Genomic DNA, 23,721 nt, shown 5'->3' on the forward strand with positions numbered 1-23,721 from the left:
CACCATGGTGAGCAGTGAGACGGCTCCAGCGGCGGGACAGCGCGCACGGGGGCTTGCGCCCTTCCTGCGCTCGCAGATGCGCAACATCGCGCCGTTCCTGACGCTGATCTTCCTGTCCGGCTTCTTCGCGCTTGCCAGCCCCTCCTTTGCGACCATCGACAATCTCGGCAACATCTTGACGCAGGTGTCGGTCACCGGCATCATCGCCGTCGGTCTCACCTTCGTGATCCTCTGCGCCGAGATCGATCTGTCGATCGCCGGCATCGCCAACGTCACCGGCATCGCAGTCGCCTACTTCACGCTGCAGGAATCCTACGTCAACATTCCAAACATCCCCCTTCCCGGCGCCGCCGCGATCCTGCTCGCGATCCTGCTCTGCGCGGCGCTCGGTCTCGTCAACGCGCTGGGGCTGACCGTGATCGGCATCCCCTCCTTCATCATGACGCTCGCGATGATGCAGATCGCCGCCGGCATCTCGGCGCTGCTGGTGCGCGGCCAGATCGCCTACAAGGTGCCGGACCTGATCACGACGCTCGGGTCAGGCGCGATCGGCGGCATCCCCTGGATCGTGATCGTCGCGGCCATCATGCTGCTCGGCGGCCATCTGGTGCTGACCTACACGCGCTTTGGCCGCTACATCTACATGGTCGGGGGCAATCGCGAGGCGGCCGAATATTCCGGCCTCAACGTCAAGCTCATCCTCGGCGCGGTCATGGTGATCTCCGCGGTCTGCTCCGGCATCGGCGGCATGCTCGGCGTCGCCCATTTCGGCAGCGCGCAGCAGAACGAGTTCGACACCTATTTGCTCGATTCCATCGCCGCCGTCGTGGTCGGCGGCACCAGCCTGTTCGGCGGCCGCGGCGGCATCGGCAACACCATCGTCGGACTTTTCGTGCTCGGTGTCCTCAACAACGGCCTCGATCACGTCAACATCGACAGCTTCCTGAAGATCCTGATCCGGGGCGTGATCCTGCTGGTGGCGCTGATCATCAACGTCTATGCGCAGCGCTTACGAGAAAAAGCGGCGGAGTAGACCGCCCCAAAACAAAGCCGCAAAAACAACCCCATGCACAGTAGAAATTGCTGGGGAATTTGGCGCGGAGCGGTTTGAGTGCCTGACGCGACGGCGTTTGACACGTCGGGCAAAACAGGAGCACGATGTCATCGTCGCGGTGTGTGCCGATGGGCTCAGGACCGTGCCCCGACCTCCGTCATTGCGAGCGCAGCGAAGCAATCCAGACTGCCGCCGCGGAAAGATTCTGGATTGCTTCGCTGCGCTCGCAATGACGATGTGGAGACAGGAGAGCCATTTAGTCCGACAACAGCCGCGAGAAGCGGAAATTGCAATGGCTCGCGCCGCCCGCTAGCGTTTGTGTTCTTTCCAGGCGAATGCCTCGCGCTGCGTAGGCGACGAAATCGAGCCCGCAGATGTTCGGCAGGATTTCCTTGTCGCCATGGCGCGCCGCGAGCTTGCAGAAGCCGCAAGCCTTGTAGTTGATACCGAATTCGAAATTGTCTTCCCGACCCGGCTCGACGAAGTCGTAGACGAAATCTTCCGGAAAATCCTTTTGATGGCTCTCAGTGGCGCTTGTTGCCGCCTGCTCGCGCAGCAGAGCCTGGTTCTCGGGCGACATGAATTGACGCCCCGAGGCGAGGCGATCCGCTTCTGATACGCTGAGCAATTGCGCCTTGTAGGTCTCCCGCTCGATCTCGCCGATCACGGGCACCGGCACGCCGTGCCGTCGCAGGACCCGACTGATGGCCATAAAACCCATCAGACGCATGAAGAAATCGCTCATGCGGCTTGCCGCACCACCGACATAGGGCATCTGGGTGAGCACGATCTCGAATTCGTCCATCACCTCTCGCCTGATCCCGTCGATCCCGGTGAGATGCGCGCGCTCGCGCAACATCGCATCGGCAAGGTCGAGTCGATGGCGCATGGCGGCCTGCATGGCGCCGCGATGCGTCTCGTAGAAGGGATGGATGCTCTCAGCCATTGGACACCTGATATGATTGGCTCATCGCACGGTCGGCAAATCCGGCTTCACTCCGCGGCGATCGCCTCGATCTCCAGCAGCCATTTGCTGTCGACGGTCTCGACGATCACGACCGTCAGCGCGGGCTGATGTTCCCCGAGCATCGTGCGACGAATGTTGCGGTTGGTCACGACCTGATTGCGGTCGGTCAGGAACGTGGTGACCTTGACCAGGTCCTCGACGCCAAGGCCGGCGGCGGCGAGCACCTCGATAATGTTGCGCCAGGCCTGCTCGCATTGCGCCTCGAAACCCTCGGGCACGGTGCCGTCGAATTGCTCAGGGACCTGGCCGCTGATGAACAGCAGGCGGCGGTGCTGCTTCAATTCAAGTCCCATGCTGTAGCCGCCGGCGGGAGCATGGACCGTTGCGGGATTGTGGCTGACGATGTGAGCTGGGGGCATGGGCTTTCTCCGGATTGCGGGCCGACCGTATCCGGTGGCATCGGCGTCGCGCAAAGCATCATTCCTGCAGCTCAGCGCAAGAAAATCTATTGCAAGGCCACGGCCCGTCAGTGTCAAACTGGTGCCCGATGACCTACACTCTTCCACCCCTCAACGCGCTCCGCGCTTTTGAGGCCGCCGCCCGGCATCTCAGCTTCAAGCTTGCCGCGCACGAGCTGCACGTGACACCCGCCGCCGTGGGGCAGCAGGTGAAAGCGCTGGAGGCGCGCCTCGGCGTGCAACTGTTCGATCGGCTGCATAAGCAGCTCATCCTCACCGCGGCCGGGCAGGCCTATCTGCCCGGCGTCTCCGAAGGCTTTCGCCACATTGCGGAGGCGACATCGCAATTGAAACCGGCAGGCGCAGCGCTGCTGCAATTGGGAGTCCATGGCAGCTTCGACCTGCGCCGCCTCGAATTGGCGAGGTTTCGCAGCGCGCATGCGGAGATCGGTTTGCGGGTGCTGCACCCGGCCGGCCTGCACGAATTGGTCGAGGGCAAGGTCGATCTGCTGATCGCCCGCGGTCTCGGCCACCATCCGGGCTATCGCTGCGAGCGGGTCGATGAGGGATCGGGCTTGGGCGATTGGCTGGTTGCGCCTGAAGGCACCGCGGATTGCCCTGAGATCGTCAGTTTTCGCGAATGGTTGCGCGCCCTGCCGGTTGCGAATCCGCTCGCAAACCGGCGCCCTCGTCTTGTCGGCGGCGCCGGAAGTTGAGAAGCACGAACCCTCGATCCGATATCTCCACGTCCGCTCTCAGAACTCGAGCTTGTCACGTATGGCCGCGATCCCGGCTCTCGCGCAGGCTTCATCCGCATCGCCGCCCGGCGCTCCGGACACGCCGACCGCTCCGACCAGAGCGCCGCCTGCTTCGACGATCAGTCCTCCTCCAATGATGACCACCCCGGGAAGACTCCGAATGCCCGACTGCATCATGCCCGGCTGGCTGACCGCATTCAGCTCTGTCGTGCTGGTCTTGAACGACGCAGCTGTCCACGCTTTGCCGGATGCCGTTGACGGCGTATGGGGGCCTGCAAAGCGATCGCGCAACATCACTTGCGTCACGCCGAAGCGATCGACAACGGCGACGGCAACCTGGTAACCATGATCACGGCAGCTGCCCAACGCAGCGGTCGCGAGATCGAGCGCCAGCTCCGGAGTGAGTGACTTATAGGCGACCAACGCATCTTCCGCCCGCATTGGGCAGATCGACGCGATCAGCAGGGCCGTCGCGACCGATAAACATCTGACATTCATGGTGGTCTCCGGCAAGGTGGACGAACCTCTATTTGATCTCACCATATGTCAGATCGTCGAACAGGGTCACGCTATCCGCCTTGGTCCAGAGGCCGATCATGCCGGCATCCACGATGGTGGCGTCCTCCACTTCGAATATTGGCTTTCCGTCATAGCTCACCTTGAATCGACCTCCAGCGAAATCGCAACGCAGCACGTGCCATTGCCCTGATGTCACGGGTGCGCTGACGCCGTATCCGCCCTTGCGGCCGACGATCCCCAGCGATGTCCGAATGCCCTTGATCGTCTTGTAGAGCACGACATTGTCCTCCAGCGCGTTGGCCCGGACGACGTAGTAATTGTCGGCATCCCTCGCCCGCCAGATGATGCCCGCGGCGCGATCTTCCGACCCGGAGACGGCCTTGAATTTGACCTCAACGAAGCCGTTGCGGATGGCAGTGTCGCGTCTGATCGCCACCGGAAATGTCGCTCGTCCGGATTGCTTGAGAACGTTCGGCTTGCTTGGCGCGGAGGGTTCGGCCTCGACGGTCCATTTCGGCTCTCCCTTGCCGGTCATCGTCAAGGTCCATCCCTCGGGCGGCATTCCGACAGGAGCATTGTCAAAATTCAGGGTCTCGGCCACGGCGTTTCCTCCCACTGACAAAATCAGCACAGTCGCCACGAGCCTCGCGCGTAAAGAAGATCGCGACGGAAAGCCTGCGATGGTGCACATCATCAATCGTCCTGCCATAGAGATTCGGGCCATCGAAGTCGTTTGCGACATGCCGCCGCTCCAGTTATCACCCATCGGAGAGCACCAGCACGCCGCCGTGGCTCGGCGAGATCACGTAGAGCCGATCCGGTCCCACCAGAGCGGTCGTATGCGCGCCGGCGCCCGTCACAGTAGTGATGCGATCGCCCGACCGAGGATCGATCGTCTCGATGACGCCTGGGTCCCCGATAGCCACGTGTACGCGACCGGTCGCCGGATTGAAGAATGTGACGTCAGGCGGCCCGGCAATCGGCCAGGCATTGGTGACCTTCCCGGATTTGCTGTCGATCTCCACGAGATCACCGTCGTCGCAGGCGGCGTAGAGACGATTGCGCACGTGATCGATATCGAGGCCGTGCGCGCCGCCCGACGGCAACGGCCAATAAGCAATCTCCGAGAGATCAGGCAGTCGCGCCGACAGGATCATCGACTGTTCGCGGATGCAGAGAAACACGCGCTCGCCATTGGCGTCGGTAACGCACCAGCGCGGCCTGCCCGGGAGCTCAATGCAACGCTGCGTCATCTGCTTCAAATCAATGAGCTGAAGCGTCGGTCCTTGATTTGCGTCGCCGATGCAGGCGGCAATGCCAATCTGCCTGTTTTTGATAATGACCGCGCCGTTCGGACGCTGCCCCGACGGGAACACGCCCTTGATCTCGTATGTTGCGGCGTCCATCCACGTGATCGTCGCCGCGCCACGGTTGGTCGTGAGTATCTCCCCGTCGTCGGCGACCGCGCCGGCTACGGCCGGAAAACCAGGGAGAGTTGCGATATGCTTCTGCGCATCGTGATCGATCACCTCAATGCAGCCATGTGCCGTATGCGCGATGAAAACGCGACGGGTCTTCGGATCGAAGGCGGCGTGATCGAAATCGCTGTCCTGTCCGTTGGGGATGGCGATCGTGCCAACAGTCTTCGGCGGCATGGTGTCCTCATCAATCAACGAAGGGACGGAAGCGTCGATGCGATCAGCGACACTCCCGCGAACAGCAGCAGCGCAAGCACCGTCTTGCGGAAGGTCTCGTCGTCAATCTTTCCGAACAGCCGGAAGCCAGACCACAGGCCGACGACCATGAAAGGGACGCCCAAGGCGTACAGCTTCGCCGTGTCTTCCGTGATGGTTCCGGCGGCGATTTGAGAGAGCGAGATCACGACGAAGGCCACGAACAACACCGGCTGGAACACGGCCCGTTGCACATCCTTGGGCCAGCCCCGCCATTGGCAGGAGATCGTGGAGATCACGCCGCCCAGCCCCGTCAAACCGCCAAGCAGACCATTCGAAATGCCGATGGCGATGTCGGCTCGGGTGCCGATCTTGATCGGAGCGAACACCGGTCGTGCGAGGCCGTATATCGAGTAGACCATCAATAACACACCGACGCCGAGCCGAAGGTAGGCCGGGTTGAGATACGAGAGAATCCCAACTCCAATCGGAATCCCGATAACGGTCCCGAGCGCGAGGGGCCACGCCCTGCGCAAATCCAGCGACTTGCGCAGCTTGAAGATGCCGTAGCCCTGTGTGAGCAGGCCGTAGCCGGCGATCAGAGAAGCAGTCTGCATCGGCGAGATGATGTGCAACCAGACACCGGACACGACCAGCCCCATCGCGAAGCCCGAAAAGCCGCTGACGAAGCCGCCCACAAGGGCGGCAAGAGCAAAAACAACAAAGACAAGCCCATCCATTAGGTCGTGCTCCCCTAGCGAGGTGCGAGCACTTGGATGGACCTCCATCTTATTGGGACGACGACGACAGACTGCGCCGTCAAGCGCGAGCCCCAGTCCCGAACGTCGAGGTGAGAGCGTCTTGTCGCGCCGGGTATCAAGCGCGGATCAGCCGCGAAGTCCGCGTCGATGCGCACATCGACGAGCGTCGGCACGTTGGCTGTGCCGATCAGTCGGGATAATTTGTCGGATGAGATAGAGGTGTATGACGTTGACATGCTGCGCCCTTGGTGACCAGGACGCGATTCTTGGGCATGTCGCCTCACGGGGAGATCGCAATTCCCCGTGGCGCGAATAAATGCCCTGATGGCCGGACTGTCAACCCGCCTGCGTTGAAAGCTGCAAAGAAGTCATCGGGGGGGGGGGGGAACGCGGGGGGAACCCCTTGCTTGGCACAAAGACTTCCATCACGGCGCTCCTGTGGATGCGCGGGGCCGTGACGGCGCCGGGACCTGTCAGCGCCAGGCCGGTTCGTTCTTCCGCTCATAGTCCTTGAAGGCCTTCTCGAGACCACCCAAAACCTCGGCGGACGTCTCGAACATCGCCTTCAACTGTGGCTCGTCGACCTTCTGGATGTCTTCGCGCAAATGGTTCCGGATATCCCGGAGGGCCTTCTGCATCTTCTGAGTATGGTGTCGCGGATCGCGGTCTGCCGCACTTGCCATAACCAGTCTCCTCGCTGCTCGTATGGCTCCGCCGGACTCGGAAAAGCGTCCGGCGCGACGCCGCGTCAACGGACGACGAGAGACGTCGTTCCAACTATGTTTCGTGCAACTCCCTTAGAGGTTACCCGCGGCGAGGGCGAAGATCCTGTTCCAGCGTGGCCGTCGCCCTTCGAGGGCCGCTGAAGAAGCGGCCACCTCAGAGGGTGACGGGGATAGAGCGAAACTCGCTCAACCGAGCTCGTCATTGCGAGCGCAGCGAAGCAATCCAGGCTGTCGCCGCGGAAGAATTCTGGATTGCTTCGCTGCGCTCGCAATGACGATGGGGAGATATCACGCCAAGACGGACCCACCATCCTAGAGGTGCTCGCTTTCGTTCGAAGCCAACGCCGCCTGCCCCGCAATCTCATCCGCTCGCCAGCACCGCACCGAATGTCCGTCCGCGCGCGTTTCCAACACCGGCCCCGGCTCCCTGCGGCATACCGCTTCCGCATAACGACACCGCGGGCTGAACGCGCATCCGTTCGGCGGATTGAGCGGATTGGGCTGGTCTCCCCCTGTCGTCGCCAGCGGGGCATGGCGCAAGGGATCGGGGATGGCGGCAATCAGGGCTTGGGTATAGGGGTGCGCCGGGCGTTCGAAGATTTCGCGCCAGTCGCCGTTCTCGACGATGCGGCCGAGATACATCACGGCAACCCTATCGCTCATGTGCTCGACCACGCCGAGGTCGTGGCTGATCATGATGTAGGACAGACCGAGCGTGTCCTTCAATTCCAGCAGCAGGTTGATGATCTGGGCGCGGATCGAGACGTCGAGCGCCGAGACTGGCTCGTCGCAGATGACGATCTTGGGGTTGAGGATCAGGGCGCGCGCAATGCCGATGCGCTGGCGCTGGCCGCCGGAGAATTCATGCGGGTAGCGGTCGGCCTGTTCGGGCCGCAGGCCGACATGCCGCAGCATGGTCGCGACGCGATCCTCGATCTCGCTCCTCGCGGTCACGCCATGCACACGAAGGGGATCCTCCAGCGTGCGACGCACGGTCTGGCGCGGATTGAGCGAGGCGTAGGGGTCCTGAAAGACGATTTGGACAGTCCGGGCCAGTGACTTGCGATCGCCGGACGGCCGGCCGGTCACGACCTGCCCGTCCAGCACGACGCGGCCGCGCGTCGGCGTGAGCAGACCCAGGATCGACAACGCCACCGTCGACTTGCCGGAGCCGGACTCGCCGACGAGGCCGAGGCATTCGCCGCGCTTCAGCTTGAGATCGACGCCGTCGACGGCACGAAGTAACCGCTGGCCGCGGCCGAACAAGCCGCCGCCCAGCGGAAAATGAACCGCGAGATCCTCGACGCTGAGAATGAGATCGTCGTCCGGCCTCCCCTCACCCGATCTGTTTTTGGGCTCATGCATGGTGATGACACCTCACCAGGCCGCCCGCCTCCAGAAACTCCGCCGTCGGCGCCACGCTCCTGCAAATGTCCGTCGCATTTGCGCAGCGCGGATTGAACCGGCAGCCCTCCGGAAAATTCGTGATCGCCGGGACGACGCCCGCGATCTCCTTCAGCCTGCTGCGGCCGAGCGCAGCACGGCTGCCGAGCCGCGGCAGCGAGGCGACCAGGCCTCGCGTATAGGGGTGCGAGGGCGCGCGGAAGATGTCGGCAGAGCCGCGCTCCTCGACGATGCGGCCGGCATACATGACGGCGACGCGGCGGCAGACATTGGCGACCAGGCCGAGGTCGTGGCTGATCATCAGGATCGCCGTGCCGCGTTCGGCGCAGAGATTGCGCATCAGCTCGATGATCTCGGCCTGCACGGTCACGTCGAGCGCGGTGGTCGGCTCGTCGGCGATCAGGAGATCCGGACTGCAGGCGAGCGCAATGGCGATCATCACGCGCTGGCGCATGCCGCCGGAGAGCTGGTGCGGGTAATCGTTGACGCGCCGCTCCGGCGCGGGAACGCGGACGCTCGCCAGCGCCTCGACCGCAAGCTTATTGGCCTCGCGCCAGCTCTTGCCCTTGTGCAGCACGAACATCTCGGCAATCTGCCGCCCCACCGGCGAGACCGGGTTCAGCGCCGTCATCGGCTCCTGGAAGATCATCGCGATGCGATTGCCGCGCAGATCCCGTTGCCGGGCGGCTGAAAGGTGCTGGATCTCCTGTCCGTCAAACCGGATGACGCCGCCGCCGATCGACAGCGGCTGCCGCAGCAGGCCGATCAGGGCGAGCGCCGTGATGCTCTTGCCGCAGCCGGATTCGCCGACAAGACCAAACGTCTCGCCACGATCGATGCGGAATGAAACGCCCTCGGCGGCCGCAACGCGCCGCGATCCATTGTCGAGATCGATGCGCAGATCCTGGACCTCGATCAGCGGCGCGCCGGTCATGTCCGCCTGCTCCGCGATTGGGGATCGAGAATGTCGCGCAGGCCGTCGCCGAGCAGATTGAGCCCGAGCACCGTCAGGAAGATGGCGAGGCCCGGAAATACCGAGAGCCATGGCGCCGTCGTGATCTGGTCACGGGCGTCCGACAACATGCTGCCCCAGCTCGGAAACGGCGGGCGGACGCCGAGGCCGAGGAACGACAATGCGGCCTCGGAGAGGACCGCGCTGCCCATGCCGAGCGTGCCGATGACGACGATCGGCCCCAGCATGTTCGGCAACAGCTGCGTGATCATGATGCGCAGATCGCCGTAGCCGAGCACGGTCGCGGCCTGCACATAGCCCTGGCTCCTCAGCGACAGCGCCGAGGCCCGTGCGATCCGGCAGGTGAAGGACCAGTTGGTCAGCCCGAGCGCGATCAGCAGGCTGGTCAGGCCCGGGCCAAGCACCGCCATGATGGCCAGCGCGAAGATCAGCGAGGGGATCGCGAGCATGACATTGGTCAGGGCGTTGACGACATCGTCCCACCAGCCGCCCCAATACCCCGCGCTCAGGCCCAGCGCTACGCCGATGACGCTGTTGATGAGCTGCGAGACGATGCCGACCGTCAGCGAGACACGCGCGCCGTAGACGACGCGGGAATAGATGTCGCGACCCTGGTCGTCGGTGCCAAACCACCAGGTCCAGCCCGGAGGCTCCTCCGCGTTCAGCAGATTGGCGTCCAGGACGGGATCGGTGTGCGCCAGCCAGGGCGCGAGCACACCGACCAGGATCGCGAGCGCGAACAGCGCGCCACCGATGATGAGATTGGCGCGAAGCTTCATGCGTATCTGATCCTGGGATCAATCACGCCGTAGAGCACGTCGATCAGCAGATTGATCGCGAGGAAGGCCAGCACCACCACGAGAATCGAGCCCTGGACGGCCGGAATGTCGCGCTGCAGGACACTGTCGACCAGCAACGAGCCGATGCCCGGCCAGGAGAACAATTTCTCGACGACGACCGCCTGCCCCATCAGCCCGCCGAACTGCAGGCCGACGGTGGTGAGAATGATCACGAGCGCGTTGCGCATCACATGCCACTTCACCACTCGGGTCTCGCTCATACCCTTGGAGCGCGCGGTGCGGACGAAATCGGCCGTCATGATCTCGAGCACCGCAGCGCGCGTCGTCCGGGCAAACAGCGCCATCGGCGAGACGCCAAGCGTCACCGCCGGGAGGATCAGGTATTTCAGGCCGCCATCGCCATAGCCGAAACTCGGCAGCCAGCCGAGCTTCAGCGCAAACGCATACATCAGCACCAGCCCGAGCCAGAACTTGGCAATGGACAGGCCCGACACCGCCACGACCATCGCGAGCGTGTCGACGAGACCACCCGGCCGCAATGCCGCGATGAAGCCGAGCGGCACGCCGAGCAGAACCGAAAACGCCATGGCGGTGAAGATCAGCTGCAGCGTCGGCCAGGCCCGCTTGGCAATCATGGTCGTCACAGGCTCGCGGGTCCGGAACGACGTGCCGAAATCACCGGTGGCAAGCTTGGCGATATAGGCGCCGAAACGCACATGGACGGGATCGTCGAGGCCAAGCTGCTTCTTCAGGCGCAGCTCGACCTGGGGATCGGCGTCGTCGCTCATGGACGAGACGATGCTGCCGGGAACGACGCTGAACAGCACGAACACCAGAGCCACAACAGCGAGCACGGTCGGAATGGTTTGCAGCAGGCGGCGGATCAGGAAGGAGAGCATCGGCACTTTCTTCCGCCCCCATCGCTCATGGCGATGGAGGGAGCACGAGAACGCGTGTCACTTCGCGGGCGAGGTCTCGTCGACCCAGAGGTCCTCGACATTCTGGTGGGTCAGCTCCGTCGCGTTCAGCTGAACGCCGTGGAGCCACGGCTGCACCGCCATGACCGCCTTGTTGTAGTTGAAGAACCAGACCGGCGCCTCGTCGTAGAGCAGCGCATTGGCCTTCTGCAGCAGCTGGGTGCGCTTGGCAGTATCGTCGGCCTGCCCGGCCTCATCGATGATCTTGTCGAACTCGACGTTTTTGAAGTTCATGTAGTTGCAGGCCGATTGCGGCGTCGAGGAGTGGAAGCATTTCAGCGCGGCCTGGGGGTCCGGGCCGGTCTGCTGGGAATAGATGAAGGCCTGGTAGTCGCCGGAGCGAACCACCTCCGACAGCACCGCGGCCTCGACCTGCTTGACCTTCGCCTTGATGCCGACCTTGTCCAGCATCGGGATCACGGCCGCGACGATCGGCAGGCCCCAGCTTTCATTCTGGCTGGTGGTCCATTCGAATTCGAAGCCGGAAGGATAGCCGGCCTCCGCAAGCAGCTGCCTGGCCTTGGCGGGATCGTAGGGGTACGGCTTCATCGCCTTGTCGTAGGCCGTCGAGGTCAGCGGCAGCCAGCTGGTGGCGCGATAGGCCTTGCCCTTGACCAGCTTGTTGATGATCAGATCGGTATCGATCGCGTAATTGATCGCCTGCCGGACACGCTTGTCGGCGAACGGCTTGAACGCGGGATTCATCCCCATGTAACGCGTGAACACCTCGGCGACCTCGGCGATGGTGCCCTTGAGGTTGGGATCAGCCTGATAGGCGACATATTGCGCCGGCCCGAGCACGGAGGTGTCGATCTCCTTGTTGCGGAAGGCGACATCGCGTGCCGCGGCCTCGCCCATGACCGACACGATGACCTTGTCGGCGTAGGGCTTGCCGGGCTTGTAGAACCGATCCCAGCGCTCCATGACGATGCGCGATCCCGGCACGTGCTCGACGAATTTGAACGGTCCAAGGCCGATCGGGTGCTGGATGAAGCTGTCCTTGACAGCCTCGTCGGCGGGATAGATCGAGGTCAGCGCGGTGAACAGGTAGAAGGCCGGATCGACCTTCTCGGTCAGCTTCATCTCGACGGTGAAATCATCGATCTTCTTCAGGCCGGATATCTCCTTGGCCTGGCCCTTCTCCACCGCGGCCGCGCCCTCGATGATGCGCACATAACGCGCGCCGGGATAGGCCTTGCTGCCGTCCATGATGCGGTTGTAGGACCAGATGACGTCGTCGGCCGTCATCTTGCGGCCATTGTGGAAGTAGGCGTCGTCGCGGAGCTTGAAGGTGTAGACGAGACCGCCGCCGGAGACGACGGCCTCCTTGGCAAGTTCCGGAACCGGCTTTCCTTCCGCGGAATCCCAGATGTAGAGCGAACGATGCAGGGCCTTGGCGTAGATCTCGTCCTGGGCGCGCTGGGTGGTGTGGATGTCGAGACTCGTGAAGCTCGAGCCATAGGGCGCGGTCATGCGGATGGTTCCGCCCTTGCGCGGTGTCTGGGCCTCTGCCGGGGCGGCGAGCGCCAGTCCCAAGCCCGCAACGATCGCAATCATCCTGAACATCATATGTCCCCCAACAACGCAGGTATCCCGATCAGGGATTTGATCATTCGGAGCCCGTCGAATGCAAGCCTCGTTTTGATGGAGACGGGTTCCGCCGGCCTCTGCGATCGGGTTGCATTGACGCGGTGCGTCATGAAGCGACCGGGACCGGTGAACATTTTTCGCGATGAACGCGACCAAGCTCAGAATCGTTATCTGAGCCCCAGGGATCGCGGAAAAAATGACTCGCCGAACGCTATTTATCCTGCTCGCCGGCACGCTGGTCGCCGCGACGGCTGCGATGGCGATCCCCGTCACGCCAGATCCGGCCCAGGACGGCTCCACAGACAGCATCCGGTTCGGTTGGCGCCGCACCTCACGGTCAAACGACTACATCGACCAGACCTGGTGGGCGATCAGGGACCGTTGCTGAAGCGGCTGATATCATCGTCAATGAGCGAACCATCACACTGGCGGCTCACGCCGGAGAGAAACTGGTGGACTCCGACGCCGAGGCCGGCGAATTGCCCGATAGCCAGAAGCTCGATCTGCCGCCGGGCAAGTACAAGGTCACCCTGAAGGTGGACGCGAGCGCGCCGCAGAGCCGGGAGTTTGAAGTCGCGGCCGACGAGACCTGGGGTCTGCTGGTCGGCCCGGACGGCGCTGCACTTCCGATCCGGCTGTATTAACGCGCCCTCAGCAATCGCGCGCTCTCGCCTCGTCATTGCGAGGAGCTCTTGCGACGAAGCAATCCAGACTGCCTCTGCGGAAAGATTCTGGATTGCTTCGCTACGCTCGCAATGACGGAGGATGCGGCAGCGCCTCGCGCAATTCCGTACCACCGTGCATCGCAAACGAAGGCACCCGCAGACGAACCAGCTCTCTCCGCCGTCATTGCGAGGAGCTCGCGACAAAATTGCGTAGTAATTTTGCGCTGATGCGACGAAGCAATCCAGGCTGCTTCCGCGGAAAGATTCTGGATTGCTTCGCTGCGCTCGCAATGACGGACCGCGGAGGCGCACTCCTCGCCATGAGGCTCCGTCATTGCGATAGCTCCGGCTGCCAATCGCGCAATTTTCGCGCAGCGCCCGTGACGTCGGCGATCGTCCGAAACGCCACCGCCTCCACCATCATTCCGCGTGCGAGCCGCACGGCCCGGGCTTCGCTGATGGCGCGGCTCTTCGGATCCTCGATCAGCTCAAAGTCGATGTTGTGAGCGAGGCCGAAGATGCGGCGGATCGTTTTCGCGGCGGCGAACCCGACCGTGTCGGTGAACAGACGCTGTAGATAGGCCTGCCGCTCGATCTCCAGCCGCGCGGCGCCCTTGTCGCCGGCGAACAGCGAGACCGGATAGGCGTCGCCGCGGGCTTCCGTCCGCCAGAGGCCAAGGAATTTTCGCGCGAACCCGTTCCAGACCTTCTCGACTGTCTCCAGCACCCAGCTCTCAAATGCCTGCCGCTCGCCGGGCGAGCGCTCGTGACCGCTTGATGCAAAATATGCCATCAGGAGGTTCGCCAGCACCGCGCCGACGTCAAAACCCATCGGGCCGTAGAAGGCGAATTCCGGGTCGATCACCCGCGTCTCGCCCTCGGTCACCATGATCGAGCCGGTGTGGAGATCGCCATGGAGCAGTGCTTCCGGGCTTGCCATGAACTTCAGCTTCAACCGGGAGATCGCGACATGCAGCTCCATGTCGTCGCGCAAGGACGCGGCCAGGCCGTCGAGATACGGCGCAGTCCAGTGGTTCTGCTCGGCGATACGATAGGGATCGGTGAAGATCAGATCCTCGGTGATCTTGCACAGCGCATGGTTGCCGGCGAAGGCCGCGATCGCGTCCTTCTTCTCGGCGGCTGTGAGCGCGAGGTCGGAGGTGAAGAACAGCGTCCGCGCCATGAAGGTGGTGATGTCCTCGACGAAGCGCGGGTAGCGCGTCCCAGCCACCAGCCCCTTGCGCATGATGACGTGGGGCTCGAGCAGCTCCATCACGGTGAGTGCCAGCGTCTCGTTGTGGTGCAGCAGCGCCGGCACGAGGCCGGGCGCGAGCTCGGCCTGCCGGGACAACGCGAGATATTCGTAATGGGCCCGCGACAGCGGCAGCGGCCAGCTCTCGCCGACCAGGCGGACGTAAGGCAGCGCCTGCTTCACGGCGATGCCGCCGCGGTTGCCCTTGACGATGAAGACGAGGTTGAGATTGCCGTCGCCGACCTCGGTGATGGCCCAGCCGGCCGGCGCGCCGCCGAGCAGTGCCGCGATCTCAGGCAAGCCTGCGAGATAGTCCCGCAAGGCCGCTTCCTGCAGAATCCGATAGTCCCCCGCCCGGCTCCCGGTCATGACGATCCCATCCCATGCTTGGCAAGGCCGGATCGTTACTCCCGCTCCAGGAAGCTCGAGCCGATCTCGGCCTTTCTTTTGATGGGATCGTAATCACAATAAACGCTGTCCGCCACCAGCGTGTAGCTGGCGCTGACGGCGTATTTGTCAGGCTTGACCGAGTTCAGGCCGATGACCGAGGTGCTCTTGCCGCCGTTCCATTTGAACGGCGTCGAGCTCTTGGCCTGCTCGCAGGCCATCACGGCCTCGTTGAAGACGTAGCCCTCGACGAACGCCTTAAGGGTTCGCGCCTGCACGGCCGTCCTCCATTCAAGATAGCCGATGGCACTGATCCCGGCGACGATCAGCACCAGAAGCGCGACGACGATCCTCTGAAAAGTCATTCGTTATTCCCCAACTAATCGAACTATCTCGGGCGTCATTGCGAGCGAAGCGAAGCAATCCAGAATCTTTCCGCGGTGGGATACTGGATTGCTTCGCTGCGCTCACGACCTTGGTTTGTCTCTCGTCGGCTCACCTCTAAAACGGCATTCCCATCAATTTCGACAGCCGCTCGATCGAGAGATAGCCGGCCTCATAGGCGGCCATGCCGAGGCCATAGATGATCGCCGAGATGATCGTGGTCCAGATCAGCTTGCGCTTCATGCCGGTCAGGACCGGGGCGCCGGGGTCGGTGCCGGGCGCGCCGACGCCATCCTCGTGCTGACTGCGCACGCCGAACGGCAGGGTCAGAAACAGTGCGATCCACCAGATGACGAAGTAGATCGCGAGCGCGGTTGAGATCTGGGCGGCCATGATCCCGGCCTTACGCCTGCTCGATTTCGACCAGCGCCCCGGAAAAGTCCTTCGGGTGCAGGAACAGCACCGGCTTGCCGTGGGCGCCGATCTTCGGCACGCCGTCGCCGAGGATGCGCGCGCCCTCCTTCACCAGGGTGTCGCGCGAGGCGATGATGTCGACGACCTCGTAGCAGACGTGGTGGATGCCGCCATCGGCATTGCGCTCGAGAAACTTTGCGATCGGCGAGGTCTCGCCGAGCGGCTCGATGAACTCGATCTTGGTGTTGGGCAGCGTCGCGAACACGGTGGTGACGCCATGCTCGGGCAGCGCGACGGCCTCGGAAATCTGCGCCCCGAACGCCGCGCCGTAGATCTTGGCAGCCTTGATCGCGTCCTTTGTGGCGATCGCCACATGGTTGAGCCGGCCCAGCATGTGCTTCTCCCTTAGACTGTCAGGATGTGTACCAGACAGGGGGGCTTTTTGCCCCAATGTTCGTTGATGACCGCCCGGACTGCGCGGCGCACCGATTCAGCCAGCGCGTCCGGATCCCGGCGTCGCGCCTTCGGCAGGCCCTCGATCGTGGACATCACGGCATCGAAGACGATGTCATCGAACGGCTCGCCCGCCCGGTTCTTCTCGGGGATGCCGACCAGGTCGACCTCGGGCTCGTCGGCGAGCTCGCCCTGTGCGGTCATGGCGATGGCGACGAAGGCACAGCCGGAGAACGCCATGCGGCGGCGCTCGACCACCGCGCGGGACTTGGAATCCTCCAGAATAGTCCCGTCCTTGTAGAGCCGGCCCGACGGCACCTCGCCGATGATGCCGGGATCGCCGGGACCGAGCTTGACGAGGTCGCCGTTGCGAATGACCAGCACACGCGGCACGCCGGCAGCGCGCGCGAGCTTGGCGTGCTCGTTCAGGTGCAGGGCCTCGCCATGGACGGGGATCAGGAGCTGCGGCTTCACCCAGGAGATCATGTCGCGCAGCTCGTCGCGGCGCGGATGGCCGGAGACATGGACCAGATGGTCGCGGTCGGTGAGGACCTCGACGCCCTGCAGCACCAGATTGTTGATGATCGAGCCGACCGCCTTCTCGTTGCCCGGGATGGTGCGCGAGGAGAAGATCACTCTGTCGCCGCGGTTGAGCGTGATCTCGGGATGGTCGTCATTGGCAATGCGGGCCAGCGCGGCACGCGGCTCGCCCTGGCTTCCGGTGCAGAGCGCCAGCACCTTGTCCTGCGGCAGATGGCCGTAGACCTCGGGCGAACGGAAATTCTGGACGCCGTCGAGATAGCCGGTCTCGCGCGCGACCTGCACCACGCGCTCCATGGCGCGGCCCACCACGACGACCTCGCGGTCGGCGGCTTTCGCCGCGTCGGCGACGGCCTTGATGCGCGCGACGTTGGAGGCGAAGGTCGTGACCGCGACGCGGCCCTTGGCTGATTTGACGAGGTCGATGATGGTGCGGGCGACTTCGGCTTCGGAAGGCGAACGGCCGTCGCGCACTGCGTTGGTGGAATCACCGATCAGAGCGAGCACGCCCTCCTCGCCGAGCTCGCGCAGCCGCTTCTCGTCGGTCGGACGTCCCAGCGTCGGGGTCGGGTCGATCTTCCAGTCGCCGGTGTGCAGCACCGTGCCGGCCTCGGTGTGGATCGCCAGCGCATGCGCTTCCGGAATCGAATGCGCAACCGGGATGAACTCGACGTTGAAGGGGCCGACGTCGATACGGCCGCCGGAGGGGACCACGGTGACGGGAATTTTCGGCGCATTACGCTCGGCAGCGCATTTGGCCTCGAACAGCGCCGCGCTGAATTGCGTGGCGTAGATCGGGCATTTCAGCCTGGGCCAGAGGTCGATGATGGCGCCAAAATGGTCCTCATGGGCGTGGGTCAGCACCAGGCCCATCAGGTTCTTGCGCTCCTTCTCCAGGAAGCTGATGTCCGGCATGATCAGGTCGATGCCGGGCAGATGCTCCTCGTCGCCGAAGGAGACGCCGAGATCGACCGCCAGCCAGGACCGCTGCTGGCGGTTACCAAGGCCGTAGATCGACAGGTTCATGCCGATCTCGCCGACGCCGCCGAGCGGAGCAAATACCAGTTCGTCGGGCCTCGCCATCACGCAGCTCCTACCGAACGAACCGGGCCAAAGAACACCTCGCCCGCGGCCACCGGCACACGACGGCCCTCCGCGGTGCGGACGATCAGGCAGCCGGTGTCGTCGATCGTGTCAAAAATGCCTTCCAGCGTCGTCGTTCCCGTATTGATCGCGATCGGCTCGCCAAGGCGGGCGGCGCGCTCCAGCCAGAGTTTTCGGATCTCGGCAAAGCCGCGACCATTGTCCCAGATGCCGCGAAACTCGACCCAGGTATCCGTCAGCGCCGAGAACAGCTCCTCTGCGCTGATCTGGACGCCGAGAGCTGCGAGCGATACAGCCGGCGTCGGCGTGCCCTCGGGCGCCGACACGATATTGGTGCCGATGCCGACCACAATGGCGAGGCGATCGCCGACGGCTTCGGCCTCCAGCCCGATGCCGACCAGCTTCTTGCCATTGGCGAGGACGTCGTTCGGCCATTTCAGGGTGTAGCGCGGCCGGTCGGGCCCGAGCCGTAGCGCGGCTTCGATACTGACTTTCTCCAGGGCGGCTTCCTGCGCCAGCCCGGCGGCGAAACCTATCGTCGCGGCGACCGCAGGGGCCAAGTTCACGACTTCGAGGACACTGGCAGCGAGATTGCCCTTTGGCGAGACCCAGGCACGCTGGCGGCGACCGCGGCCGGCCGTCTGCTCCGCTGTCACGAACCAGATCGGGCCGCGTTCGCCGGAACGCGCGCTTTCGATCGCATCAGTGTTGGTCGAGCCGGTCCGCTCAGAAGCTGCGAGCCTGTAGCCCGCCGCGATGGCACGAGGACCGAGCGCGAAGCCCATCCTAGAACAGCGACTTGGCGGCTGCGGAGGCGACGCTCACCACCGGACCCGCGAACAACGCGAACAGGATATTGAACAGGCCCGCGACCGCCAGCACCGTCTTGACCTCGACGCGCACCGGATCGACCTGGCCGGCCGGCTCATCGAAATACATCGTCTTGACGATGGTGAGATAGTAGTAGGCGCCAACCACACTGGAGAGCACGCCGATCACGGCGAGCGTGAACAAATTCGCCTTGATGGCGGCCACGAAGACGTACCATTTGGCGAAGAAGCCGGCGAGCGGCGGAATGCCGGCGAGCGAGAACAGCAGCATCGCGAACATGAAGGCGAGCAGCGGGTTGGTGCGCGAGAGACCGGCGAAATCGCTGATCTGCTCGACGGCCTGGCCGTTACGCTTCATGGCAAGGATGATCGAGAACGAGCCGAGCGTCATCGCGACGTAGATCACGATGTACATCAGCACGCCCTGGGCGCCCTCGACGGTACCGGCGGCAAGGCCGACCAGCGCAAAGCCCATATGGCCGATCGAGGAGTACGCCATCAGGCGCTTGATGTTGCTCTGGCCGATCGCGGCGAACGAACCCAGCGCCATCGAGGCGATCGCCACGAACACCAGGATCTGCTGCCACTGCGAGACGATGCCGGGGAATGCGGTGAGCGTGACGCGGGTGAAGACAGCGAGCGCGGCCACCTTCGGCGCAGACGCGAAGAACGCGGTGACCGGGGTCGGGGCGCCTTCGTACACGTCGGGCGTCCACATGTGGAACGGCACGGCCGAGACCTTGAAGCAGAGACCCGCGAGCAGGAACACCAGGCCGAACACGAGGCCGATATTCGCGGAGGTCGCAGCCGAGGCGATGCCGGCGAAGCTGACGGTGCCGGTGAAGCCGTAGATCAGCGAGGCGCCGTAGAGAAGCATGCCCGAGGACAATGCACCCAGCACGAAGTACTTCAGGCCGGCTTCGGTCGACTTGGCGTTATCACGGTTCGAGGTCGCCACGACGTAGAGCGCGAGCGACATCAATTCGAGGCCGAGATAGAGCGAGATCAGGTCGCCGGCCGAGATCAGCACCATCATGCCGAGCGTCGAGAGCAGCACCAGGATCGCGTATTCGAAGATGCGACGCGACGGGTCCGACAGGAACTCGGTCGACAGCACCAGCGTCACCGCCGAGCCGATCAGCGCGAGAATCTTCATGAAGCGGGCGAAATCGTCGACGATGAAGCTGCCGCCGAAGGTCACCTGCTTGCCTGCTGGCAGCATGTATTCGAGCACGCCGACCACGATCAGCAGCAGCACCGCAAGCGTGTTCACCGCGCCGGTGGTCCCCTGCCCGCGATAGGCGCCGAGCATCAGGAGCGCCATGGCGCCGACCGCGAGCACGAGCTCGGGCAGCACCGGCGCCAGTTGATAACCTGCAGTCGTAAAGCTCATGGCGATATCCTGACCTGCCCGATCAATGGAGCAGTGCGGCGGCCTTCACGGCCGTCACAGCGGTGTTGTAATTGTTGACGAGTTGCTGGACCGAGGCGGCCGAGATGTCGAGCACCGGCTTCGGATAGATTCCGAACAGGATCGTCAGCGCGATCAGCGGGAACAGAGTCACGCACTCACGCAAAGTGAGATCCTTCATGCTCGCCAGCGACGGCTTGACCAGCGCCCCGAACACGACCTTGCGGTAGAGCCACAGCGCGTAGCATGCCGACAAGATCACGCCTGATGTCGCGAAGAACGCGGTCGGGATCGAGACCTTGAAGGTGCCGAGCAGCGTCATGAACTCGCCGACGAAGCCGGACGTGCCGGGCAGACCGACATTGGCCATGGTGAACACCATGAAGGTCAGCGCATAGAGCGGCATCCGGTTGACGAGGCCGCCATAGGCCGTGATCTCGCGGGTGTGCATGCGGTCATAGACGATGCCGACGCAGAGGAACAGCGCGCCGGAGACGATGCCGTGCGAGATCATCTGGAACACGCCGCCGGCGACGCCCTGCATGGTGCCGGCGAAGATGCCCATGGTGACGAAGCCCATATGCGCAACCGACGAGTACGCGATCAGCTTCTTCATGTCCTCCTGCATCAGGGCCACCAGCGAGGTGTAGATGATGGCAATCACGGACATGGTGAAGATCAGCGGCGCGAAGTCATGCGAGGCCAGCGGGAACATCGGCAGCGAGAAGCGTAGGAAGCCGTACCCGCCCATCTTCAGCAGGATCGCCGCCAGCACCACGGAGCCGGCGGTCGGTGCCTCGACGTGCGCGTCGGGGAGCCAGGTGTGCACCGGCCACATCGGCATCTTCACTGCAAACGAGGCGAAGAAGGCGAGCCACGCCCAGGTTTGCAGCGACCTCGGCACGGCGGTGTGCATCAGGGTCGGGATGTCGGTGGTGCTGGCGTTCCAGTACAGCGCCATAATGGCGAGCAGCATCAAGACCGAGCCGAGCAGCGTGTAGAGGAAGAACTTGAAGGACGCATAGACCCGGCGCGGGCCGCCCCAGACGCCGATGATCAGGAACATCGGGATCAGGCCGCCTTCGAAGAACAGGTAAAACAGCACGAGGTCGAGCGCCGAGAAGGTGCCGATCATCAGCGTTTCCAGGATCAGGAACGCCATCATGTATTCACGCACCCGGCTCGTGACCGACTTCCAGCTCGCAATGATGCAGAACGGCATCAAGGCGGTGGTCAGGATCACGAAGGGCAGCGAAATGCCGTCGACACCCATGTGGTAGGTGATGCCGGTGGCGAGCCAGTTCGCCTTCTCGACGAACTGGAAGTCCGCATTCGACGGGTCGAAGCGCATGACCAGCAGCACCGACACCGCGAAGGTGATCAGCGTGGTCCACAGCGCGATCCAGCGCGAATTGCGCCTGGCCGCCTCGTCATCGCCGCGGCTGAGATAGACGATCAGCGCGCCGACCACCGGCAGGAACGTCGTGACCGATAGGATGGGCCAGGTTGTCATTTACTGGCCTCCAAGGCCGAACATGAACCAGGTGATCAGGCCGGCGGCACCGATCAGCATGGCGAATGCGTAGTGATAGAGATAGCCGGTCTGGATCTTCACGACGTTGCGGGTGATGTCCAGCACGCGGGCCGAGATACCGTCGGGGCCGAGGCCGTCGATGATGGAGCCGTCGCCCTTCTTCCAGAGCTGGTAGCCGATCCACTTCGCCGGACGGACGAAGATGAAGTCGTAGAGCTCGTCGAAGTACCATTTGTTGAGCAAGAATTGGTACAGCATCGGCTGCGTGTTCGCGAGCTCGACCGGGAGGTAGGGCTTGCGGATATAGAAGGTGTAGGACACCAGGAAGCCGCCGACCATCATCACGAAGGGCAGCCAGCCAAGCAGCGGCGGCATGTGCTCCATATCCTCGAGGATATGCGGGTTCATCTTCACGGACTCGCGGAAGAACTCTTCCACGCCGTGAGGCCCGGTGAACAGCTCCTTGAACGGGAAGCCGGCGAGGACCGAGCCAACCGCCAGCACGCCGATCGGGATCAGCATCCAGATCGGGCTCTCGTGCGCGGCCTCGTAGTGCTCCTGGTCGTGCGGCTCGCCGAAGAAGGTCTTGAACACCAGCCGCCAGGAGTAGAACGAGGTCAGGCCGGCGGCTGCGATCGTCAACAGATAGGCATATATCGAGAACGGATTGTGCGAGGCGTAGGCGGACTCGATGATCGCATCCTTGGAGAAGTAGCCGGCGAATAGCGGGAAGCCAGTCAGCGCCAGCGTGCCGACGGTCATCACCGCGAACGTGTACGGGATCTTCTTCCAGAGGCCACCCATGTTGCGGATGTCCTGCTCGTGGTGCATCGCGTAAATCACCGAGCCGGAGCCCAAGAACAGCAGCGCCTTGAAGAAGGCGTGCGTGAACAGATGGAACATGCCGACCGAATAGGCCCCCGCTCCCATCGCCACGAACATGTAGCCGAGCTGCGAACAAGTCGAGTACGCGACGATGCGCTTGATGTCGTTCTGGACGAGACCGATGGTCGCCGCGAAGAACGCCGTGGTCGCACCGAAGAACATGACGACGGCCTGGGCGTTCGGGGCGAGCTCGAACAGCGGCGACAGGCGCGCCACCATGAACACACCGGCGGTGACCATGGTCGCGGCGTGGATCAGCGCCGACACTGGCGTCGGGCCTTCCATCGCGTCCGGCAACCAGGTGTGCAGCAGGAACTGGGCCGATTTGCCCATCGCGCCCATGAACAGCAGCACGCAGGTCAGCGTCAGGGCGTCGGCGTGCCAGCCGAGGAAGTCGATGGTCTTGCCAGTCAGGCCGGGCGCCGCATGGAAGATAGTCTCGAAATCGGTCGAGCTGGTCAGGTAGAAGATCGCGAAAATGCCAAGCGCGAAGCCGAAATCGCCGACGCGGTTGACCACGAAGGCCTTGATGGCGGCGGCGTTCGCCGACGGCTTCTGGTACCAGAAGCCGATCAGCAGATAGCTCGCCAGACCCACGCCTTCCCAGCCGAAGAACATCTGCACGAGGTTGTCCGCCGTCACCAGCATCAGCATGGCGAAGGTGAACAGCGAGAGATAGCCGAAGAAGCGCGGCCGGTACGGATCCTCGTCCATGTAGCCGATGGAATAGAGATGCACGAGCGAGGACACGGTCGTCACCACCACCAGCATCACGGCGGTGAGCGTATCGACACGCAGCGTCCACCAGACCTCGAGCTCGCCGGAGAATATCCAGGGCAGAAGCTGGATCCGGGCATCGTGGCCATTGAAGCCGACATCGACCAGCGTCATCCAGGACAGCGCAGCCGCCACGAACAGCAGCGCCGTGGTGATCAACTCGGCACCGCGCGAGCCGGCGGCCGCCGGCTCGACCGGGCCGTGGCCGTGGTCGTCGTGGCCGTCACCGGGCTCGTGATGGCTCTCGTGGATGACCGACGCATCCTCGTTGATCGTATCGGAGGCATGGGCTTGCGCACCGTGCCCGTGGTCGTCGTGATGCTCGACCGTGTCACCCGAGGGGTTGCGAGCATGCGCGCCGAACAGCGCGATCACGCCGGCCAGAATGGCGCCCAGCAGCGGCAGAAAGACGATTGCCTGGACCAT

General features: G+C 63.6%; 25 protein-coding genes. 4 read left to right on the forward strand and 21 right to left on the reverse strand.

Going from position 1 to position 23,721, the window contains the following annotated elements:
- Positions 1–4: 4 nt before the first annotated feature.
- The gene (locus ABIC09_RS16535) at positions 5–1,033 is read left to right on the forward strand and encodes an ABC transporter permease (protein WP_354109914.1); all 1,029 of its coding nucleotides are present in this window, start codon (positions 5–7) and stop codon (positions 1,031–1,033) included.
- Positions 1,034–1,310: 277 nt separating this feature from the next.
- Here the strand turns inward: ABIC09_RS16535 and ABIC09_RS16540 are convergent, their stop codons facing one another.
- Complete coding sequence (locus ABIC09_RS16540) at positions 1,311–2,000, reverse strand: L-2-amino-thiazoline-4-carboxylic acid hydrolase (protein WP_354109915.1); 690 nt, start codon at positions 1,998–2,000, stop codon at positions 1,311–1,313.
- A gap of 47 nt (positions 2,001–2,047) precedes the next feature.
- Positions 2,048–2,440, reverse strand: coding sequence for a RidA family protein (locus ABIC09_RS16545; protein WP_354109916.1), 393 nt, complete (start codon positions 2,438–2,440; stop codon positions 2,048–2,050).
- Between the two features lie 128 nt (positions 2,441–2,568).
- On the opposite strand from ABIC09_RS16545, the gene ABIC09_RS16550 reads away from it, so the two are divergent.
- Positions 2,569–3,195, forward strand: coding sequence for a LysR family transcriptional regulator (locus ABIC09_RS16550; RefSeq protein ID WP_354109917.1), 627 nt, complete (start codon positions 2,569–2,571; stop codon positions 3,193–3,195).
- A 39-nt stretch (positions 3,196–3,234) separates the two neighbouring features.
- On the opposite strand, the gene ABIC09_RS16555 is transcribed toward ABIC09_RS16550, so the two are convergent.
- From ABIC09_RS16555 to ABIC09_RS16605, 10 genes are all read right to left on the reverse strand, one after another.
- Complete coding sequence (locus ABIC09_RS16555; RefSeq protein ID WP_354110007.1) at positions 3,235–3,735, reverse strand: GlcG/HbpS family heme-binding protein; 501 nt, start codon at positions 3,733–3,735, stop codon at positions 3,235–3,237.
- Positions 3,736–3,763: 28 nt separating this feature from the next.
- On the reverse strand, positions 3,764–4,522 hold the full coding sequence (locus ABIC09_RS16560; RefSeq protein ID WP_354109918.1) for a hypothetical protein: 759 nt from the start codon (positions 4,520–4,522) through the stop codon (positions 3,764–3,766).
- Entirely contained in the window at positions 4,515–5,411 is an 897-nt protein-coding gene (locus tag ABIC09_RS16565) for a YncE family protein (protein ID WP_354109919.1), read from the reverse strand. The genes ABIC09_RS16560 and ABIC09_RS16565 overlap by 8 nt, the downstream gene beginning before the upstream one ends.
- Before the next feature lie 14 nt (positions 5,412–5,425).
- The gene (locus tag ABIC09_RS16570; protein WP_354032762.1) at positions 5,426–6,169 is read right to left on the reverse strand and encodes a sulfite exporter TauE/SafE family protein; all 744 of its coding nucleotides are present in this window, start codon (positions 6,167–6,169) and stop codon (positions 5,426–5,428) included.
- A gap of 494 nt (positions 6,170–6,663) precedes the next feature.
- Positions 6,664–6,873 carry a hypothetical protein gene (locus tag ABIC09_RS16580; RefSeq protein WP_354109920.1) on the reverse strand — a complete coding sequence of 70 codons (210 nt, stop codon included), beginning with the start codon at positions 6,871–6,873 and terminating at the stop codon, positions 6,664–6,666.
- A gap of 354 nt (positions 6,874–7,227) precedes the next feature.
- Positions 7,228–8,280, reverse strand: coding sequence for an ABC transporter ATP-binding protein (locus ABIC09_RS16585; protein ID WP_354109921.1), 1,053 nt, complete (start codon positions 8,278–8,280; stop codon positions 7,228–7,230).
- On the reverse strand, positions 8,273–9,253 hold the full coding sequence (locus ABIC09_RS16590; RefSeq protein WP_354109922.1) for an ABC transporter ATP-binding protein: 981 nt from the start codon (positions 9,251–9,253) through the stop codon (positions 8,273–8,275). Before ABIC09_RS16590 ends, ABIC09_RS16585 begins: the two co-directional genes overlap by 8 nt.
- Entirely contained in the window at positions 9,250–10,071 is an 822-nt protein-coding gene (locus ABIC09_RS16595; RefSeq protein WP_148753646.1) for an ABC transporter permease, read from the reverse strand. The genes ABIC09_RS16590 and ABIC09_RS16595 overlap by 4 nt, the downstream gene beginning before the upstream one ends.
- Complete coding sequence (locus ABIC09_RS16600; protein ID WP_354109923.1) at positions 10,068–10,991, reverse strand: ABC transporter permease; 924 nt, start codon at positions 10,989–10,991, stop codon at positions 10,068–10,070. The genes ABIC09_RS16595 and ABIC09_RS16600 overlap by 4 nt, the downstream gene beginning before the upstream one ends.
- Before the next feature lie 57 nt (positions 10,992–11,048).
- Positions 11,049–12,638 (reverse strand): ABC transporter substrate-binding protein, encoded by a 1,590-nt coding sequence (locus tag ABIC09_RS16605; protein ID WP_502917675.1) that lies wholly within the window; start codon positions 12,636–12,638, stop codon positions 11,049–11,051.
- Positions 12,639–12,855: 217 nt separating this feature from the next.
- Here ABIC09_RS16605 and ABIC09_RS16610 point away from each other — a divergent pair, with 217 nt between their 5' ends.
- Positions 12,856–13,047, forward strand: a complete 192-nt coding sequence (locus ABIC09_RS16610) for a hypothetical protein (RefSeq protein WP_246230111.1) — start codon at positions 12,856–12,858, stop codon at positions 13,045–13,047.
- A 64-nt stretch (positions 13,048–13,111) separates the two neighbouring features.
- Positions 13,112–13,303 (forward strand): hypothetical protein, encoded by a 192-nt coding sequence (locus ABIC09_RS16615; protein ID WP_246230109.1) that lies wholly within the window; start codon positions 13,112–13,114, stop codon positions 13,301–13,303.
- 352 nt (positions 13,304–13,655) lie between these two features.
- Here ABIC09_RS16615 and mtnK read toward each other — a convergent pair whose 3' ends face one another.
- The 9 genes from mtnK to nuoL all read right to left on the reverse strand — a co-directional run bounded on the left by mtnK (position 13,656) and on the right by nuoL (position 23,721).
- On the reverse strand, positions 13,656–14,945 hold the full coding sequence (gene mtnK, locus ABIC09_RS16620) for an S-methyl-5-thioribose kinase (protein WP_354109925.1): 1,290 nt from the start codon (positions 14,943–14,945) through the stop codon (positions 13,656–13,658).
- Between the two features lie 35 nt (positions 14,946–14,980).
- Complete coding sequence (locus tag ABIC09_RS16625) at positions 14,981–15,328, reverse strand: hypothetical protein (RefSeq protein ID WP_354109926.1); 348 nt, start codon at positions 15,326–15,328, stop codon at positions 14,981–14,983.
- Between the two features lie 136 nt (positions 15,329–15,464).
- On the reverse strand, positions 15,465–15,740 hold the full coding sequence (locus ABIC09_RS16630) for a DUF1467 family protein (protein WP_148753642.1): 276 nt from the start codon (positions 15,738–15,740) through the stop codon (positions 15,465–15,467).
- A 10-nt stretch (positions 15,741–15,750) separates the two neighbouring features.
- The gene (mce, locus tag ABIC09_RS16635; protein WP_354032753.1) at positions 15,751–16,155 is read right to left on the reverse strand and encodes a methylmalonyl-CoA epimerase; all 405 of its coding nucleotides are present in this window, start codon (positions 16,153–16,155) and stop codon (positions 15,751–15,753) included.
- Between the two features lie 11 nt (positions 16,156–16,166).
- On the reverse strand, positions 16,167–17,837 hold the full coding sequence (locus ABIC09_RS16640) for a ribonuclease J (RefSeq protein WP_354109927.1): 1,671 nt from the start codon (positions 17,835–17,837) through the stop codon (positions 16,167–16,169).
- The gene (locus ABIC09_RS16645) at positions 17,837–18,643 is read right to left on the reverse strand and encodes a biotin--[acetyl-CoA-carboxylase] ligase (protein WP_148753639.1); all 807 of its coding nucleotides are present in this window, start codon (positions 18,641–18,643) and stop codon (positions 17,837–17,839) included. The genes ABIC09_RS16640 and ABIC09_RS16645 overlap by 1 nt, the downstream gene beginning before the upstream one ends.
- A 1-nt stretch (position 18,644) precedes the next feature.
- On the reverse strand, positions 18,645–20,081 hold the full coding sequence (nuoN, locus tag ABIC09_RS16650; RefSeq protein ID WP_354109928.1) for an NADH-quinone oxidoreductase subunit NuoN: 1,437 nt from the start codon (positions 20,079–20,081) through the stop codon (positions 18,645–18,647).
- Positions 20,082–20,103: 22 nt separating this feature from the next.
- On the reverse strand, positions 20,104–21,612 hold the full coding sequence (locus ABIC09_RS16655) for an NADH-quinone oxidoreductase subunit M (protein ID WP_354109929.1): 1,509 nt from the start codon (positions 21,610–21,612) through the stop codon (positions 20,104–20,106).
- On the reverse strand, positions 21,613–23,721 hold the full coding sequence (gene nuoL, locus ABIC09_RS16660) for an NADH-quinone oxidoreductase subunit L (protein WP_354109930.1): 2,109 nt from the start codon (positions 23,719–23,721) through the stop codon (positions 21,613–21,615).

Source organism: Bradyrhizobium sp. S3.12.5, assembly GCF_040548225.1.
In the GTDB taxonomy this organism is placed as follows: Bacteria; Pseudomonadota; Alphaproteobacteria; order Rhizobiales; family Xanthobacteraceae; genus Bradyrhizobium; species Bradyrhizobium cytisi.